15 protein-coding genes are annotated in these 19,082 nt (G+C 44.2%); all 15 read right to left on the minus strand.

Annotated elements, in window-relative coordinates; translation table 11 throughout:
• Position 1: 1 nt before the first annotated feature.
• Positions 2–1,369, minus strand: coding sequence for a DUF1329 domain-containing protein (locus tag JC525_RS05575; protein ID WP_198814920.1), 1,368 nt, complete (start codon positions 1,367–1,369; stop codon positions 2–4).
• An 11-nt stretch (positions 1,370–1,380) separates the two neighbouring features.
• A complete protein-coding gene (locus JC525_RS05580; RefSeq protein ID WP_198814921.1) occupies positions 1,381–3,441 on the minus strand; it encodes a DUF1302 domain-containing protein in 2,061 nt (686 codons plus the stop codon).
• A gap of 333 nt (positions 3,442–3,774) precedes the next feature.
• Complete coding sequence (locus JC525_RS05585; RefSeq protein ID WP_198814922.1) at positions 3,775–4,017, minus strand: DUF2835 family protein; 243 nt, start codon at positions 4,015–4,017, stop codon at positions 3,775–3,777.
• Positions 4,004–6,613, minus strand: a complete 2,610-nt coding sequence (gene pepN / locus JC525_RS05590; protein WP_198814923.1) for an aminopeptidase N — start codon at positions 6,611–6,613, stop codon at positions 4,004–4,006. Before pepN ends, JC525_RS05585 begins: the two co-directional genes overlap by 14 nt.
• 45 nt (positions 6,614–6,658) lie before the next feature.
• Positions 6,659–8,134, minus strand: coding sequence for a Na+/H+ antiporter NhaC (gene nhaC, locus JC525_RS05595; RefSeq protein WP_198814924.1), 1,476 nt, complete (start codon positions 8,132–8,134; stop codon positions 6,659–6,661).
• Positions 8,135–8,206: 72 nt separating this feature from the next.
• The gene (locus JC525_RS05600) at positions 8,207–9,541 is read right to left on the minus strand and encodes a sodium-dependent transporter (protein WP_198814925.1); all 1,335 of its coding nucleotides are present in this window, start codon (positions 9,539–9,541) and stop codon (positions 8,207–8,209) included.
• Between the two features lie 82 nt (positions 9,542–9,623).
• The gene (gene prc / locus JC525_RS05605) at positions 9,624–11,666 is read right to left on the minus strand and encodes a carboxy terminal-processing peptidase (RefSeq protein ID WP_198814926.1); all 2,043 of its coding nucleotides are present in this window, start codon (positions 11,664–11,666) and stop codon (positions 9,624–9,626) included.
• Positions 11,667–11,669: 3 nt separating this feature from the next.
• Positions 11,670–12,338 carry an RNA chaperone ProQ gene (proQ, locus tag JC525_RS05610; protein ID WP_198814927.1) on the minus strand — a complete coding sequence of 223 codons (669 nt, stop codon included), beginning with the start codon at positions 12,336–12,338 and terminating at the stop codon, positions 11,670–11,672.
• A 16-nt stretch (positions 12,339–12,354) separates the two neighbouring features.
• Positions 12,355–12,645, minus strand: a complete 291-nt coding sequence (locus JC525_RS05615) for a hypothetical protein (RefSeq protein ID WP_198814928.1) — start codon at positions 12,643–12,645, stop codon at positions 12,355–12,357.
• 2 nt (positions 12,646–12,647) lie between these two features.
• The gene (locus JC525_RS05620) at positions 12,648–13,103 is read right to left on the minus strand and encodes a GAF domain-containing protein (RefSeq protein ID WP_198814929.1); all 456 of its coding nucleotides are present in this window, start codon (positions 13,101–13,103) and stop codon (positions 12,648–12,650) included.
• 12 nt (positions 13,104–13,115) lie between these two features.
• Entirely contained in the window at positions 13,116–13,817 is a 702-nt protein-coding gene (locus JC525_RS05625; protein WP_198814930.1) for an SIMPL domain-containing protein, read from the minus strand.
• 322 nt (positions 13,818–14,139) lie between these two features.
• Entirely contained in the window at positions 14,140–15,261 is a 1,122-nt protein-coding gene (locus JC525_RS05630) for a pyridoxal-phosphate-dependent aminotransferase family protein (protein ID WP_233095000.1), read from the minus strand.
• A 503-nt stretch (positions 15,262–15,764) separates the two neighbouring features.
• Positions 15,765–16,289 (minus strand): gamma carbonic anhydrase family protein, encoded by a 525-nt coding sequence (locus tag JC525_RS05635; protein WP_198814931.1) that lies wholly within the window; start codon positions 16,287–16,289, stop codon positions 15,765–15,767.
• Between the two features lie 10 nt (positions 16,290–16,299).
• Positions 16,300–17,160 carry an acyl-CoA thioesterase II gene (gene tesB, locus JC525_RS05640; protein WP_198814932.1) on the minus strand — a complete coding sequence of 287 codons (861 nt, stop codon included), beginning with the start codon at positions 17,158–17,160 and terminating at the stop codon, positions 16,300–16,302.
• Positions 17,153–19,027, minus strand: a complete 1,875-nt coding sequence (locus JC525_RS05645; protein ID WP_198814933.1) for a protein kinase domain-containing protein — start codon at positions 19,025–19,027, stop codon at positions 17,153–17,155. The genes tesB and JC525_RS05645 overlap by 8 nt, the downstream gene beginning before the upstream one ends.
• Between the last annotated feature and the right edge of the window lie 55 nt (positions 19,028–19,082).

Raw genomic sequence — 19,082 nt, forward strand, 5'->3', positions numbered from 1 at the left:
ATTAGCGCATACCTTCTCGTCGTAACGCCTGAGGCGTGAATTCCACGTCTTTAGGTCGTACGGTGAAGTCGTACATCTCCTCTTCGTTATCAAGGCCAATTGCCAAGTAACGACGAGAGTTCAAATCGTAATACGCATCAAGCGTTGACCACTGTGTTGGAACTTCATAGTAGTTCACACCATAAGCTACACCAACACGGTAAAGTTCGCCACGATTATCATACATATCAGCTACTTGAATTTGCCAGCTGTCTTCATCAATAAAGAAAACGCGTTTTTGATAAATATGACGGAAACCTTCTTTAAGCGTTGCTTCGACAACCCAAACACGGTGCTTCTCCCAGCGTGTGAGATCTGGATTAACGTGGTTAGGCGTCAGAATGCTTTCGTAAGAGGCATTGTCTGAATGAAGTGCGTAGTTGTTGTAAGCAACGAACATTTCTTGTTTGCCAACCAGTTTCCAGTCATAGCGGTTTGGAGAACCGTTGAACATATCGAAATCATCGGTAGTTCTTAAGCCGTCAGCCGCTGTTCCTGGCGTATCGTATGCAATGTTAGGAGCTAAACGAACACGACGTTGACCCGTGTTATAGGTCCATGCTTTACGCGGCTCTTTAACTTGGTCAACGGTTTCGTGTACAAGCAGTGCAGTACCAGCAAGACGCGCAGGCTTAGTTACCTTTTGCTTAAACATAAACAAAATGTTGTCTTCGGTTAGCTTCTCAGGCGTCGCGCTCTCTTCGGCATACTTGATTAGCAACTGCTCATCAAAACCAATGACGTTGTAATCACCGCCGGTAGTAACTGCAGCCTGACCACCGTTACGTTGTACCGCTTCGCCACGATAACGAAGAATGTGGTTCCAGATTGCCTCTAATCCATTCTGTGGAACAGGGAACGGAATACCTAGCACAGCACCTTTAATACCATTACCGTCATCAAGCAACTCTGCTCTGGTAGCATTTACTTTAGTTGCATCGTAAATGGATTGAGGGTTAGACGCAGAGCGTCGAGTTTGGTACACCGGCATACGGAATGTGTCTGGGTAAGTTTCAAATAGCTTCTTCTGACCCTCAGACAAGTACTCAGCATACTCTTTATAATTTTGTGCCGTTATTTCAAAAAGCACTTTGTCTTCTGGGTAAGGATCTTGGTGGTGGTCACCTACTGTGTATCCGGCTGGTACAGACGTAATACCGCCAGTCCATGCGGGAATACTGCCATCGGCATTACCTGCTTTTTCAGCGCCCAGTGGTGTTAGTTCATTACCAAGCTTATTTGCTTCTGCTTCAGACACTTTTGCTAGTGCATTTGTACCTGATAGAGCAAGTGACAATGCAGCAGCGACAATTCCTAATTTTCTAATCATAAATACCACTCTTAGATTGCATATTTGATGTTAAATGAAACGAAGTCCCTGTCTGAAAGTGCGTTGGTTGTACCAATCCCACCCCAGAAGGCGCTGTATGAGGCAGTCGCAGACCATTTGCTTAAATAGTCTAACGTGAAAGATACAGCAGCAGATTTAACATCTTCAGTGAAAAGGAAAAGTGGATCTGGCGTTGTACCATCCACATCGTGAGAGAACGTTGCACGAACTCGTAAGTTCATACCAGCATAGATTGAGTTGTAATCGGCGACGGCCAGTAAACGATAACCCCACGCGTCATCAGTGGCAAAGGGGTTAGTTTCAGGACCGTCTGAAAGAGCGTTTAACAACCCTTCACGAGAATTACCATTAAGCGGCTCAACCGAAGGCGTTCGTGCAGTACCCGGCGCATTCAAGCGAATTATGTCTGGATCAGGCATATCTACGATGTTTACGTAACCTACTTCGCCTAAGAAGACAAAGTTGTCCGCACCAAATTTAGGGCCGAACACATGAGAGGCCGTAAACTGCATTTGCCATGTGTCAGAGAACAGAAAGCCTTCAGCAGTCTCACCTGGGCCCACTGCTCTGCCAATGTTGTTTAGCTGAGAGATACCTTCCAAATCTGGACGTAAACCTGCATTGGCAAGCTGCTCGGGCATACCCATGTAAAGCAATTCAACATCATCGATTTGAAGCGGTTCATCTACGCGATAAGCGAATTCACCAGCGAGAGCCGTAGTACCTATGTTGGTGTTGAAGCTCATACCGTATAGCTTAATATCTTCAGGGAAGAAAAACTCAGATTTTGTGAATGCAGCAAGCTCAGTAATGTTATCGCGAGTAACTTCGTTTGATGCCATAAATGCTAGGTCTGCGCCTATACCCGCTTGGGTAAAGTCAGACGTAACGCCCGAAATAAGCGGACGTTGACTGTGGTAATTGATGTGGTAAAAGCTGAACTCTGTTTCGTTAAAATCTTCAGCAAACCACGTCAAACGAAGACCATATTGACCTTGATCGTCGGCATCATTGCGCGCTTCATCGCTAAAACCACGTATAGCCACTTTGGTCGGGTAAGCCAAGTATGCTTGAGAAAGCGCTGCTGGATCGGCGCCTGCGCGAAGTGCATCACCGAAGCCATTAAGTGCAGACAAAAGGTGATCAAGGTCTATGTCTGGGTTACCACTAAAGCCAAGCTGGATATTGTTGCGTTGTCCCCCTTCGCCTGCGAAGTCGTTAGTTGCAAAGTAACTGCCCGCAACAGGTAACCAGCTTTCTTGCCACTCGTATTGATAGTAGCCAGAGACACTTAACGTGTCAGAAAGACCTAGAGACGCGTAGACCATACCAACAGGTAGAAATACTTCGCGTAATTCAGCACCTGGTGCACGTGCACGTGTAACGTCAACAGGGTTAGTGGTGTTGATACCATGTTGTATAAACGTACTTTCACCCCAACTGATTACCTGACGACCAACGCGAAGTGTAAGTGGCTTGTCGCCAATCCACCAGTCACCGTAGAAGAATGCATCGTATAAACGAACGTCGGTACACAGAAGGTCTTCAGCCTCAGGGTCCTGACATAGGTCGTATTGATTGCCCGTTATTGGATTTGAATAAGGACGGTCGCCATCCATCTGCTCGAAGTCATAAAACCAAAAGCCACGGGCGAAGAAGCCGTAGTCACCGAAGTTAATATCTAGCTCGTGTGTGCCTGACACTTGCGTTGCAAAGGCATCACCTGGATCGTGAGCAAGGTTACCGAGGTCACCATTTGTTGAATGCGCGCCATCAGCTAACCCCCATACATCGCCGCTTGGGTAGAGAGGATTGAAAGCTGCGTGATAACCGCTCCAGTCGAATTGAGGGTGGTTACTGTTACCAATAAGGTCGTAATCTCTTGCCTCTGTTCGAATGCTTGTAGCTAATGTAAATGTTGAATCTAAAGAAATACTTACATCACCTACTTGCCAATTTGCAGCGTGAGCTGGTACTGCAGCAGCACCTAACAGCGAGAGAACTCCCGCTGCTACCGGTGATATCTTAAAAGCGCTAGGCCCGTTTTTCATATTTTTATACTCCCAAGTCGATGTGACTTAATACGTGACATCATGACCAACCATAACGATTAACAAAATCATTACATCATTTTGCCATAACCGCAAGAACTAATCCTACCAGTTAACAAAATTTACAACATTAGTCGTATCAAATAGTTATTGCTTTATTGTGAGTATAAAAGGCATTTATAAACTTGCAGATAAAATGTACAAATTTTATCGAAAAAGCGCTCTTCTGGACTTCTTCGGTGTTTGGGGCTGAATTTCGGTGCCCTACCGTCGCGTCTAAATGTGCAAAACGCAATGAGTCCGATAAGAAGTATTTCGTCAAATATGAAGCCTCTAAAAGAGCCTCTCAAAGGACTTAATTTTTTTGTTTGCGTCGACGATCATTCTAAACCGACCTTTAATACCATCAGGCGTGACAAACTGCTTAAGCCGGTTGGTTGGCACTTGAACGCTCAGACCTGACTCACTCACCATGACCACATCAGGCATGGTAGGAATATAAAGCACCTCACATTGTTTGTAAGGCGCGTTTATAGAAAAGTAAAAAACCGAGTCCGTCGGGCTATTGCTTGTCATAAGCAAGACTTTTACTTACTTTCTCAAAAACATCTTTACTTAAGCCTTTATGATTTAACAAACGGCCAAGCTGATGTTTCATATGTTGTTGATGCTCAACAGCAAACCCCTGCCATTGCGTGAGTGGTGTTACTATCCGGGCTGCAACCTGGGGATTTACAGCATCAAGTTTGAGCAAGTAATCGGTCACAAACTTATATCCGCTGCCATCTAGCGAGTGAAACTTTTCACTATTGTAGAAAGCGAAACTGCCAATAACCGAGCGAACGCGATTCGGATTACTCATTGCAAACTGCGGGTGCTCACACAACATAGTAATAGTGGCAAATATATCGTCACGGTTTTGCGTAGCGTGGAGCGCGAACCATTTATCCAATACGAGGGGATCGTGATTCCACGTTTGCTCAAAACGGGCCATTAATCTATCGAACGTTGCTGAACTGCAGTGCTGCGCGCTTCTAAGCGCCCCGAGTGTGTCAGTCATGTTATCTGCACTATCAACCTGTGACACCACGATATTTTCGTGTTGAGGTAATCTAGCTAAGTGCGCGAGCACGACATTTTTGCAGCGGCGTTTATTAATCGCATCCTGCGTGTAGCTGTACGCAGTTTTTTCAATACTGTTAAACACATGCAATAACTCTTGCTCTAGTTCGCGAGAAAATTGGTCGCAGAAAGCCTGTCTTGCTTTTGAAAGTGCTTCAACGTTGATATTGATGCGACTTTGACACAGGGTTTCAAATGATGGAATAACCAAGCATTCCCCTAATAACTCAAGATTACCCTGTTCTTGTGCTATGGCTTGCTTAATGCCTTGCCAAATACTGTCATCGATTGCACACCCCGACGCCTCTTCAATTTGCTTAATGCAGCGATCGTAAAGCGTTTGCATTGCGTCCCAGCGATTAAATGGATCTTTCGCGTGTTTGAAGATGGTAAGCAGTGAGTCTATATCGAGAGGATTATCGACTTTTGCCGGCGCTGAGAAATTACCCAACACAACAGGCGTTAATTCAGCAGTGTTAGCACTGACGGTAAACCGCAGAGAAGCTTCTTTTAAAATAACCATGCCATCGTGAATAAGCGACTCGTTGTCGGTATAGGTATTCCCTAGTTTATCGAGAATTTCGATGTTAACGGGAATATACAGCGGATGCTTTTCGCTCTGATCAGACGTTGCTGGAGTATGCTGTGACAGCGTGAACGTATGTTTATACGTGTCGTTGCCAGCAGGTTCCGTGCTATGGTCAACGGTAATTGTCGGCGTGCCAGATTGGCTATACCAGCGTGAAAACTGGGTTAAATCCAAATCCGTTGCAGATTGCATGGCTGAAATAAAGTCATCACACGTGACTGCCTGACCATCATGCCGTCTAAAATATTCATCCATACCGCGCCTAAAGCCTTCTGGCCCTAGCAATGTATGGAACATACGAATAACTTCTGCCCCTTTGTCATAAACCGTCACCGTGTAGAAGTTGTTCATTTCGATGACTTCTTCAGGGCGAATTGGGTGGCTCATCGCACTAGCATCTTCGGCAAATTGATGTTCGCGCATAACGCGAACATGTTTTATGCGATTGCTTAAAGTCGAAGTCATGTCAGCGCTAAACTGTTGATCCCTGAATACCGTCAACCCTTCTTTAAGGCTTAGCTGGAACCAGTCACGACAGGTAACCCGGTTGCCCGTCCAGTTGTGAAAGTACTCGTGGGCGATAACCGATTCCACATTGAAAAAATCATCGTCGGTTGCGCTTTTTTGATCGGCTAAAACAAACTTGCTGTTAAATACGTTTAAGCCTTTGTTTTCCATAGCCCCCATATTGAAGAAGTCGACTGCAACAATCATATAAATATCTAAGTCGTACTCTAGGCCGAAAACATCTTCGTCCCATTTCATCGCCCGTTTAAGCGATTCTAATGCGAAGATACCTTGTGACTTTTTACCTTTATCAACATACAGTTCTAGCGCGACTTCCTTACCGCTTGAAGTGGTGTAGCTATCAGTAAGTACATCGAAATCGCCGGCGACCAGTGCAAAGAGATAACAGGGTTTAGGATGTGGATCGTGCCATTTAACAAAGTGTGTATTCTCGTCAATATCACCTTTGTCGACAGGGTTACCATTGGCAAGCAGCATAGGCACTGATTTATCGGCAACTACGGTAACCGTATAAACTGCCAATACATCGGGGCGGTCCATAAAAAAGGTAATTCGACGGAAGCCTTCAGCTTCACACTGTGTGCAATAAGCACCACCTGATAAGTACAATCCCTCAAGGGCTTTATTATGTTCAGGAGCAATAGTATTAGTAATTTCTAAAACAAAATTGTCGAGCTCAGTGTTAACTCGTAACCCACAGTCGGTTACTGTATATTCGCTGCTCGATAGAGATTTGCCGTCAATGGCGATAGTATCCAGCGATAAGTTATCGCCATCAAGAACTAAAGGCTCGTTGTGTGTACCGCTACGAGTAACAGATAACGTACTGGTAACCTTCGTTTGTGTTGGGTGTAGCGTTATATGTAGGTCAACTGTCGCTATTGAAAAAGCGGGCGGCTGATAATCCGCCCGACGTTTAGCTTGAACTGACATAGATCCTCCTAAAAGAAAGCCTACGTGGATGTAATTAAGCGTTGTTTAAACGGTTTCTTTGCTGTTTACGTCAACCGTAGGTGGTGTAATACGTAAAATCTTAATACCTAAATACGCATAGATAATAGCAAGGATCGGATTGATAACGTTGAAAAATGCGTAGAAAACGTAGTCGAATGGATTAACAAGCAACACGCTATGCATGTAAGCACCACATGTATTCCACGGAATAAGTGGAGACGTCAACGTACCGCCGTCCTCTAGACTGCGAGATAAATTTAACTGATCTAACCCACGTTTTTTGAATTCTTCTTTATACATCCGCCCAGGCATTACAATTGAAATATACTGATCGGCAGTGACTAAGTTTGTACCGAAACAGGTAAGAATAGTTCTGCTTACCATATCGCCTGCAGACGTTGCCCCCGTTAATATGGCAGACACTGCGCGTTTAAGCAGCCCGACACGCTCAAGCACCGCCCCAAAAGACATTGCACAAATGATAAGCCAAATAGTGTTAAGCATAGAAGACATGCCGCCGCGAGATAATAAGCTATTTAAATTTTCATCAGGCGTAGAAAAAATAACCCCGTCGAACAGAGCCGTCCATACCACTTTAAGGGCGCCAATATTTGCAGAGTCTTCGCTGCTTGCCATTGATGTAACAACGTCCCACTGAAATACCACTGCCCAAATACCACCTAGCAAGGCACCAATGAAAACCGCTGGAAACGCAGGCATCTTTTTAATCGCTAAAGTAAGCAATACTGCCAGAGGGATAAGCAAATGCCAGCCTAAGTCAAACGATTCATTCAGCAAGCGCTGCATCTGTTCAATTCGCTCTGCTTTAGCTTCACCCACTTCACTAAAGCCAAGCACAGTGAATAAGATAAGTGCAATCACAAAGCTTGGAATGGTGGTCCATAGCATGTAACGGATATGTTCGAATAAGTCGGTTCCTGCCACCGCTGGCGCTAAGTTAGTTGTCTCAGATAGTGGCGAAATTTTATCGCCAAAATAAGCACCAGACACGACCGCCCCAGCTGTAACAGCCGCCGACATTTCCATACCCGCAGAAACACCCATAAGCGCCACACCTACTGTAGCCGCAGTCGTCCACGAACTGCCAATACTCATTGCCACTACCGCACAGATTAGACATGCGGCAGCGTAGAAAAACGAGGGGTTAAGGAGTTCTAGACCGAAATAAATGAGAGTTGGAACGGTTCCCGCCAGCATCCATGTACCAATGAGTGAGCCGACCGCCAACAGTATTAAGCAAGCACCTAAAGACATGGAAATGCCGTCTACGATGCCCTTCTCTATTGTTTTCCAACTGTAACCATTTTTCATACCAATGATGGCGGCTAACCCCATGGCTAAAAGTAGCGCAATCTGGTTTGGCCCGTATGAAGAATTATCTGCAAACAGATATACTGCGCTCCCCATCATTACCACTAACGCAAAAATAGGAAGTATTGCATCGAGAAGTGACGGCGTTTTTATTTCTTTATTCGTCATTGTCGTTTTTAAAAACCTTGTTATTGTAGTTTTTACGCGTTAAGCGTGCTGTTCGCTATTTGTTAGTGCGCTTTAGAATACTGAGCGATAAAACATTAGTGCGATGATTACCGGGCACACGAAGCGCACATACCATGGCCATATTTTCCAGAAAACGCTATGTTCCGCAAACTCATCACCTTGTTTTAGTTCTTCGAGTATCGCATCTCTACGCCACACCCACCCAGCGAAAATACAAAGCACTAGCCCCAAAAGCGGCTGGCTATACTCAGTGGTTAATGCGATAACGAAACCGAACAAAGTTTCAAAGTTCAATATGATAATGCAGCTTAACGCGAAGATTATCGAAGTCATAAGCACTACGGCTTTTTTACGTTGGAGCCCTTTGCTTTCAACCATGTACGCTACAGGTACTTCCAGCATTGATATGGAAGATGTCACAGCAGCTATCGCCATAAGTGCAAAAAATGTAAAAGCGACAAATAACCCAACCGTACCTATGGTATCAAATAACGCCGGTAGCACCTTGAATATCAACGTGTCACCTTGTATTAATGCACCCTCTGGCGTAAAAATTTCAACACCGTTGTTTAGTGCAACATACATGGCCGGAATAATTAGCATGCCCGCAATAACAGCAACACCAATATCGACAAGGGCTACAGATGCACCAATGCTTGGTAGGTTTTCATTCTTACTTAGGTATGAGCCATAAACTAGCATCGTACCTACACCTAACGACATAGAGAAGAACGCCTGCCCCATTGCATTGATCAAAAGGTCGGGGTCTAACACGCGGGAAAAATCAGGTACAAGGTAAGCTGACCAACCTTCTACAGCACCTGGCTGCATACTCACATAAACGATTAACGCAAGGATAAGAATAACCAAAGTGGGCATAAGACGTACTGACCACTTTTCAATACCCGACTTAACACCACCAACTACAATAAATGCAGTTAAACCCATGAATAAAAAGCAGAAAATAGCGTTACGCGTAACTGAGGGCGTAAGGAGCCAGTTACTCACACTGGTCAATCCCACCATACTAACTGCAGCATCGGCAAAATAAACAAGCATCCAACCGCCTACAATCGCGTAGAACGCAAGGATGAGTGATACGGTGACGCAGCCCCAAATCCCCGTAAGCCTCCCAACGAAATTGCCCGAGATTTTTCCAAGCGCATCGACCATGTTTGAGCGTGTACTGCGGCCTATAATAAGCTCTGCCATTAGTACCGGATAGGCAAGAACAAAAGCAAGTAATAAGTAAACAAGAACAAATGCTGCGCCACCGTTGCTTGCTACCTTTGTTGGAAAACCCCAAATATTGCCAAGACCTACTGCTGAGCCTGCCGCTGCTAGCACGAACCCTATTCGAGAGGAAAATTCGCCTCTGATAGCCATGTTATTTCCCTTTATTATTGTTTTAATAATTTATAGACACAAAAAAAGGGCTGGCCCTAGACCAGCCCTTTTTTCTAATCGCTTAATTTCTTGTGATAGCGTAACGGCCTGTTTCGATCATATCGAATGTGATGTTCGCTGCTTCATCTAAGAATGGATCCAATTCTTCCATATCTTCAGGTAAGTCGTCCAACGTCGTCACAGTTTCCATGCCCATACGCTGTAAACGTTCGTTAGCACGAGCAAGGGACTTCTCTTCCGCTTCCTTTTTCTCTGCCTCACGGACAGATTTCACCAAAGAAATGAAATTCTTGTCTTTGTTCTTCTTATATTCTTCAATATCGTCATTAATGTACGAAAATTCAGGATCTTGAAGAATACGCTTATTATGTTTTGCAGTTAACACATCTAGGGCTGCAGTACCGTCTGCGAACGTTGTATAGTTCGCACGGTTGATACTATCCCATGGTAATGCATTTTCTGCTTGAGATTCACCCCATTCTGCTGGCTCTACCGCAGACGGGTAAAGGATGTCAGGAATTACGCCTTTGTGCTGCGTACTTCCGCCATCGATACGATAAAACTTAGCTATAGTGAACTGAACACTGCCTAAGGGGTTATCGTAAAGATCGTAAATTTTACCTAAGCCGCGATGCTGTTGAACTGTGCCTTTACCAAAGGTTTGTTCACCTACAATCAAAGCTCGGTTATAGTCTTGCATCGCTGCTGCAAAGATTTCTGAAGCAGACGCGCTGTATCTATCAACCAATACTGTAAGGGGGCCATCGTATGCCACTTCACCGTCAGTATCGCGATTTACGCTAACTTTGCTTTGACCGTAGCGGATTTGCACAACCGGGCCTTTTTCGATGAATAAGCCAGTGAGCAGCGTAGCTTCTGTTAGAGAACCACCACCGTTACCACGCAAATCCACAATCACGCCTTTTACGTTTTGTGCTTTTAAGCTTTCGATTTCTTTTGCTACATCAGTGCTTAAATTATTATAAAAGCTTGGAATAGTAATTACGCCAAGCGGCTCACCGGCATGTGGGCCTGTTTCCGGAACATAGACTTCAGATTTTGCAGCGCGATCCTCAAGCTTAATTTTATCGCGAGTAAGGCTGACAACGGATGTTGATTTAGACTCTGATGCACCTTTTTCAACTTGAAGGCGAACCGTGCTGCCTTTTGGCCCTTTTATAAGCTCGACCACTTCGTCTAGACGCCAGCCGATAACATCAACGAATTCTTCATCGTCCTGCGCAACACCCACAATTTTATCTTCAGGCTTGATCGCGCCAGATTCATCAGCAGGACCGCCAGGCACCACACTTTTAATAACGGTATAATCATCTTCGCTCTGCAGTACTGCACCGATGCCTTCAAACGACAGATTCATGTCCATTTGAAAACGCTCTGCATTACGGGGGGATAAATAACTTGTATGCGCTTCAATAGTGCGTGCAAAGGCGTTCATTGCAGTTTGAAACACATCCTCGCTTTTTGCTTGCTTAGTGCGCTTAATTGCTCGCGTGTAGCGCTTGGTAAGAAGGTCTTTTGTTTCATCCCAGGTTTTATCTGCAAGAATTAGGTTCAACGCGTCGTATTTAACGCGCTGGCGCCAAATTTCATCGAGCTCAGCTTTGCTAGCAGGCCATTCGGCGTCTTCTCTGTCGTAGAAGAATTTATCGCCTTCTTTTTCAAAGTCGAATGGGCCCTTTTCTAGTAGCGATAGTGCAAACTCGTAACGTTCAATACGACGTTTCGCGCTTACGTTATACATATCATACGCGACAGAAAGATTGCCTTTACTCAGCGCGTCATCGAATAGCGTGCGGTATTGCTCAAAACCTACCACGTCAGATAATAACAATACTTGCTTGTTGTGATCTAATGAATCGATAAAGCGCTGGTAAACTCTGGCAGAGAGTACATCATCCAACGATATTTCCTTGTAATGCGCCCTCGTGAAAAGTGCACTAACTCGCTTGGCAGCAACACTGTGCTGAGATTCCTGCTGCAATATAGGAAGCTCGTCTACCTCAGGTGTTGATGTAACGGCGCCTGCACCTACCCCAACGGTAAGAAATGCACTGGCAATGGAAATTCGAAGGATGTCTCTCATATTTTACGACCTCTTGGAGCGTGCCAAACGTAAAGCGTCTGCGTTTACTTTAACCACCATGCCCGAGTCTAATTGAACGTGAACGCCATCTTTAGCAACTTCAGTTATTACTGCTGGCATAGGTGCTTTGCCCAGCTTTACAGTAACTTGCGTACCTTGCTGTAAATCGCTGTCAGTCAATTTCGCAGGTGGTGTAGTGTTTGGTCTGTTATTTTTCGGTTTAGTTCCGCGCTTGGTATCAGCATGGTCCGAATTCGCAGATTTTTCACCTTTTGGGCGGTTAAATTGGCGTTTATCTTTACGCTTAGGCTGCTGAGCTAGCTTAGCTTTGCGCTTTTCAGCCGCTTTAGCTTTGCTCTCTTCTAACTGCTGCTGCGCATGGTCAGCATGTTCCTTTTCAATTGCATCGCCTTCAACGCCGTCTAAATCTACGCGATTAGCACCTTCTTTGATGCTATGAAGATAGCGCCAGCTGTTAGTGTAATGACGTAGTGTAGAACGAAGAAGTGTTTTGCTTACGCGTTCCTCTTCTTCTAAGCGAGTGGCAAGATCTTGAAAAATACCGATCTTAAGTGGGCGGGCCTCGCCTTCAATGCTAAAACATTTCGGAAAGGTCTCTGCAAGGAAAGCTATTACTTCCTTACTATTGGTAAACTTCTCTGGTGATTCCATTAACTTTCTAAATTATTCAGGAGATTTCATCGTTACTTGCATCATCCCAAGTTGCCAGCGTGTGGTCAACCCAATCAAGCAATTCGTCGTCATCTATTTCTAATAAATGCTTATCTTGTTGCCAAGATTCCCATGCGTAGTGCAAAATTTGCTCTAAACGCTCTGTTTCAATATCTTCTTCAGCGTTGTCATGAATAGCGTGCAAGATAAAGTTTAAACGCTCAGATGCCTCATCCGGGTCATCATGAAAATCTTCCATATCTTCAAACGTCGATAAAACAACGTGAATATCAACACTGGATTTCATAATTAACTCTGCGAATCCATAAGAATTTGAGCAATTTCCACAAGCCCTTTTTCGTCTTCTTCAGAAAAACGTTCAAATGCAGGGCTATCGATATCTAACACGCCGATAAGCGTATCGCCTTTTACCAGTGGTATGACAATTTCCGAGTTCGACGCAGCATCACACGCAATGTGGCCATCAAATTGATGAACATCAGCGATACGCTGAACGGTTCTGGTACTTGCGCTCGTTCCGCATACACCCTTCCCAAGAGGAATTCTGATGCAAGCGGGTTGACCTTGAAACGGCCCTAAAACCAACTGTTCTTCTTTATGAAGATAGAAGCCAGCCCAATTAACTTCTTCAAGGTTATTGAAAAGAAGCGCACTAATATTGGCCATGTTGGCAATCAGGTCATGTTCACCAGATACCAAACTCTTCGCTTGGCTAATTAACTGGTTGTACTGTTGTTCTTTCAAACGATTTTCCTGCTATTGAACAATTTTAAATGAAACATTAACGCGAGCTTCAACCCGTTCTTGCCCGGGTAAAGACATAGACATGTCTTTGGCAAACGCTTCAGCGCGCATTACTGGAATCGGCATATTGCCACCAGATTCTGAGATTGCAACAACTTCACCTACTTCAACCTCTAATTCTTTTGCTAATAAGTGTGCACGTTGCTTTGCGTCTTTGACCGCAGCTATCAATGCTTTTTGATACGCATCTGCTTCGCCGATAGCAATAAAATTAAATTGTTGGATACGATCAACGCCTCTTTTGAGAACACCATCTAGTACTTTATCGTAAGTTTCAAGGTTAGTAGATGTCACGTTGATATCACGGGAGAGCGTAAAACCCGATTGCTGACGACCTTGTGGCGTATTGATATATCGCGGTTGCAGACGAACTTGCATGCTCTGAATATGCTTTTCCTCAATGCCTTGATTGAGCAAGAACTTCACAATAGATCGTAAATCCGCTTCAAGCTGAGTATTTAACTTGCCAACCGTATCACCTTCTTCCTCAACAACGAGTGTTACCGAATAGGCGTTTGGTGTGACCTCTATTGCTCCTGCACCTTGTACATTTATTACGGCCTCCTGTGCTGCTTGCGTTGTTAGCAAAGGGGTGGTTAAAGCAACGATTACTGAAGCCAACATGAGATTTTTAGCAAGCGTGAATAATTTCATAACATTTCCTTTTTTAAATAGCGTTTTTGGGTACGTTGCATAAAGGATAAGTGTTTATAACTGAATAGTTTATGAATAGGTACGATGAATGAATACTAGCACTGAACCAGAACGAGAATAGATATGACTTCGTCGAGATGTGGTTTTTTCAAGGCAAGACTAAGATGAACAAAGACCATTGAGTACGTTCACTATGCTTAGTAGTTTAGAGTTAAACGTTCAGCCGAGTAATCGGCTGAGCGTTAAGCGTTAATCCAGTAAAAATATGGTCGTCGGCTTTTTTTAGCCTTTTTTATAGAAGTCTGTTTTATATTAGCCTGTTTTATTTAAGTATCGTGCGCAATGCTGCAAGGCAATGGTCAATATTACGAGGCTTGCACGCATAGCCCATAAGTCCAATTCGCCACACCTTACCAGCGTGCTCACCTAATCCAGCGCCTATTTCCAAATTGAAATCTTCAAGTAGTTGTTTGCGTGCTGCCGCGTCATCCACTCCGTCTGGTATCTTAACCACATTTAGCTGTGGTAAACGATAAGCGCTATCAACGGTAAGATCCAGGCCAAGGTCACTTAAACCCAGGGCAAGTTTTTCATGGCCTAACGCGTGGCGCTTCCACGCATTTTCCAAGCCCTCTTCTTTTAGTATGAGAAGAGCCTCATACATCGCGTACATGCTGTTAACGGGAGCGGTATGATGATAGGCACGTTTCGCGCCCTGGCCCCAATAGCCAACGATTAAGTTCATATCTAAAAACCAGCTTTGCACTTTTGTTTTCCGGTTTTGGATGACATGTACCGCTTTGTCACTGAAGGAAACAGGTGATATACCCGGTACACAGCTCAAGCATTTTTGCGAGCCGGAATAAATAGCGTCAATGCCCCATCCGTCTACGTCTAACTCAATACCTCCAAGGGAGGTAACTGCATCAACGATGCTCAAACAATCGTACTTCTGCGCCAATTCACAGAGAACTTTTGCCTCATTACGAACACCGGTTGAAGTCTCTGCATGAACAAACGCCAGAACCTTGATATCAGGGTTAGCTTTAAGCGCGTCCTCGACTTGGTTCAAGTCAGTTTGTTCTCCCCAGGTATTGTTTACGGTGATGGCTACCCCCCCGCAACGCTCTACATTTTCAACCATGCGATTACCGAATACCCCATTTATGCAAACGAGTACTTTATCGCCCGGCTCCACTAAATTAACGAAGCAAGCTTCCATTCCTGCAGAGCCCGGCGCTGAAATTGGCATAGTTAGGGCATTTTCAGTTTTAAACGCATACTGGAGTAACTGCTTGGTCTGATCCATTAATTCTATGAACAACGGGTCTAAATGCCCAAGCGTCGGCCGAGACATAGCATTTAGAATGCGGGGATTTACATCGGATGGTCCTGGTCCCATCAAAGTTCGTTCAGGGGGAATAAAAGTAGAAAACGAATGCATAATCCATCCTTATTTAAATGAGAGGGCCTTATTAGAATATTTGTTATCGTCTTTGATAATTGACGTAAACGTCATACTACAAGGTTATAAAAATGGGACAAGCACCTGTTATGAAGATAAATATTGTGAATGACTAGATTTAATCGGAGTTGAATTTAGATATATAAGTTGCTTCGTGATAGGCCCTATCGTACAAATTAATAAATGAACGAAGCCAACAAGTTTAGTGCTATACACATCGGACCAGATGTTATATCACTGAAATTATTTATAAATTTAGGTGAATTACGTGCTTTTCTGCCCTGTAAGATAAAATTCACAATGAAATTGTTTATAAAATAAACAAAGCTATTCTATAATAATGGTCTGTTTAGTAGATTTTACTTAAACTCTCCCTGTAAAAGTTAGCGCACGGCTCAGCAATGAGCCATTCCCCTAGGCCCGGAACGATTGTTCTGGGCATTTTTTATGGGCGATGAAAAAACGAGAGCGTCACACCTCCGCTACTTTTTAATCACCTCGAGTGACGTTTTATACCTTTTTGCGTTGTCCACATAATGCTTAGCAGAGGCTTCTAATTTAGTCTTAACACTTTCGTCCAGCGTTTTAATGACTTTGCCTGGTGCACCAACAACAAGGCTGTAATCTGGAATTTCCATATTTTCTGTAATAAGTGCATTAGCTCCGATAATGCAGTACTTACCTATTTTCGCACCATTGAGTACAACTGCGTTTATACCCACTAGCGAATAATCACCAATTTCACAGCCATGCAGCATTACTTTGTGCCCTACTGTTACCCCTGTTCCCAAAGTCAAAGGCATACCTGCGTCTGTATGCAGTACGCTACCGTCTTGAATGTTTGTGTTCATCCCTACGGTTATTGTGTCCATGTCACCACGTATTACCGCGTTAAACCAAACGCTCGCGCCTTCTTTGAGTTCAGTGTTGCCGATAACATGAGCGCCGGGCGCAATAAAAACGCTTTCGTCTATTTGTGGTGATGTCGAATCTAATTTATAGCGCATAACAGTCTCCCTATTCGTCTACTTTTCTCATTAATCCTTCTTGCATGGTTGATGCGACAAGTTCACCAGCTTGGTTGAATATCTGTCCGCGAACCAAGCCCCTTGATCCACCGCTAAAAGGGCTTTCCATTGCATACAACAACCACTCATTCATGTTAATTGGGCGATGGAACCACATGGCATGGTCAATAGTGGCAATGCGTAAAGTCTTATCGGTCACTGCCACGCCGTGAGGCTGCAAAGACGTGCTTAGAAAATGATAATCTGACGCGTAGGCTAGCGCTGCTTGATGCACAGATAGCTGGGCATTCATGGGATCTCTTGCTTTTAACCAAATGTAACGTGTTGGCTCACGCTTTGTTGAATGATAGGAATTAGCCGCATCAACTGTTCGAATATCTACCGGTTTGTGGTAGCTCAGCGCTTCTTGCATAGGTCGAGCAATCTTATTGAAATTCGCTTCGTAAAACTCTATGTCCGACTGCACTTCCTCTGGCGGTGGTACCTTTGGCATTGTTGGGTTTTGATGCTCCATCCCATCTTGAGGAACTTGAAAAGAAGCCGTCATATAAAAAATGTTTCTACCGTCTTGAATGGCTTTAACCCGGCGGGCTGAAAAGCTTCGTCCGTCTCGCACTACTTCAACATCGTAAACCACAGGTTTTTTTGCATCACCAGGCAATAGAAAATAGGTGTGAAATGAATGCGCGACTCTGTCATCAGATACAGTCTCATAGGCAGCAGCCAACGCCTGCCCCAATACTTGTCCGCCAAATAAAGCCCGGAAACCTAAGTCCCAGCTTTGTCCTCGATAGATGCCAGCTTCCACCGTTTCTAATTCAAAAAGTGATGATAATTTAATCTCAGACATGTTGTGCGTTCTCTTCAATAACTGCTTTGGGGTTTCGCGGGTAATACTTTTCAGGCAACTTGGCTTTGTGCTCGAAAAACCGAGTGTCTTTATAGGGTAACTTCATAAACCCGGAAATGCCTAGCCCTTTTATACTTGGGATCTGTTCCACTAGCTTCGCCAGTAAACCTTTAAAGCGTTCCTCTTGTGTATGATCGAGTAAGGTATAGTAATTGTGAATCTTTAAGTGCTTAGGTAGCGCTTCAAAGATAATGCATCCCGTGTGATGAATTGAATTTAGCTGAATAATGGTATCAATAATGATTTGCGGTAGTTTTAGTAACTCGTCAGGGTCGTCGCCATCCTCGAAATAAGAATGTGTTCTACTTTGGTCTTTTTGCGCCGATACTTTGGATAGTTCGTAAGGTATAAACATCCCAAGTTCCGGCATAAACTCTACATCTTCAGACTCACGCTCAATATGAAGCGTGTTCTTCGCATTAAACATACAGCACTTGAATACGGCAGGTTTATGAATGGCTCTTGCGAGGTTGATAACATTATTCACGGCCATTTCGAATGCCATCTTCAACGTTTCATCGTACAAATTTAAGCTAGAGTCCACATATACTCCCTCGGGTTCCCAGCGCAAAGCCATGCCTCCAACAACTGGATATCGCCCAAGCCTGCTGATAGCCGAAACAAACGCTTTCTCCGTATCGCCCATACCTTGAAGGTAGTTTTTGTAATAGCGATCAAATTGGGCGTCGTCGATATACCGCAATTCCTCAACGTCTCTTTCATCTATGGAATTGGAAAGTCGAGCTTGTTGTCGTAAATAAGATTTTCTAGAACTGTATACAACCGTTTCAATATCGACATGATTACGGGTGATCCATGTTGGGATTAGGGGCGTGTATTTAGGTGGCGTGTCATGAGTGAATACCATATTTTTCAATACGTGAAGATGATTAAACAGGTAGTCTCCTCCCTGCCTCCTCTTTAACGGATCTTCACTGAGCATGTACTCCAATATAGTTGCCAACATTTTTGGAAGCCCTAACGAAGAAGGCGTAATTACCTTACTTCCATAGCGACAAGATTGTCCTGATGCTAATGCATACAGCGTGCTCGCTAAACCTTGTTCGTCGAAACGGGGGCTTGAAAGCGCGCCGTTGAGCTGTTCTTCACCAATAAAATAGACATCGCCGAGTCTCGCGTTGGTTTGATGCAGTTCACCTGACATCAAATCCATTACATTATTGCCTACATATTGCCCTGTTATATCCGTCTGCGCGAAAACCGATGAGCCCCAGTCAATCAAACCTACAGTTTCAGTTGATTCGTCCCACACTAAATTAGATGGCTTGATGTCGCCATGGACAATAGGTTTGACTTCACCATTTTCGCTGTATTGACGAAAGCTTGATAGCAACTCTCCTACCTGAACCGCTAGCTTGACAATGATCCGCGGCGATAATGGACCCGTTTTTAGACTCACTTTTTCCAAGTCTTCACCAGGGGCACGGCCCATGACTAAAATTGATTGTTTTCGTATTTGCTGGTATTCGATAAAACGTGGCACGAATTCATGATTAACGTGAGAAAGCATAAATGCTTCTTCTTCAAGCCTGTCTTGAACGTGCTGAGGTAAGGTTATCCGCGAGAATTTAAATACTCTAGCGTCTCCATTTGGCGCAGTTCCTGCGAATGCGAAGCCAAACGCACCTTTGCCCAAAAGTTCAATATCACTGTACCCTAACCCTTCAAGCTGAGAAATACAGAGGTTTACCCAGTCTTTTAACTTTTTCGCATCCGCGTGAGACAGCAGATAGATTGACTGTTCGTCAGGTATGTAAAAGTGCTTAAGACCTTTGAGTTGAGACATTATTCTTTATTCATTCTAATCATCAATTGCGTTCGCTAGCTGAAGGTAGTAGGGA

Source organism: Alteromonas sp. IB21 (assembly GCF_016405965.1).
Taxonomy (GTDB): Bacteria; Pseudomonadota; Gammaproteobacteria; order Enterobacterales; family Alteromonadaceae; genus Alteromonas.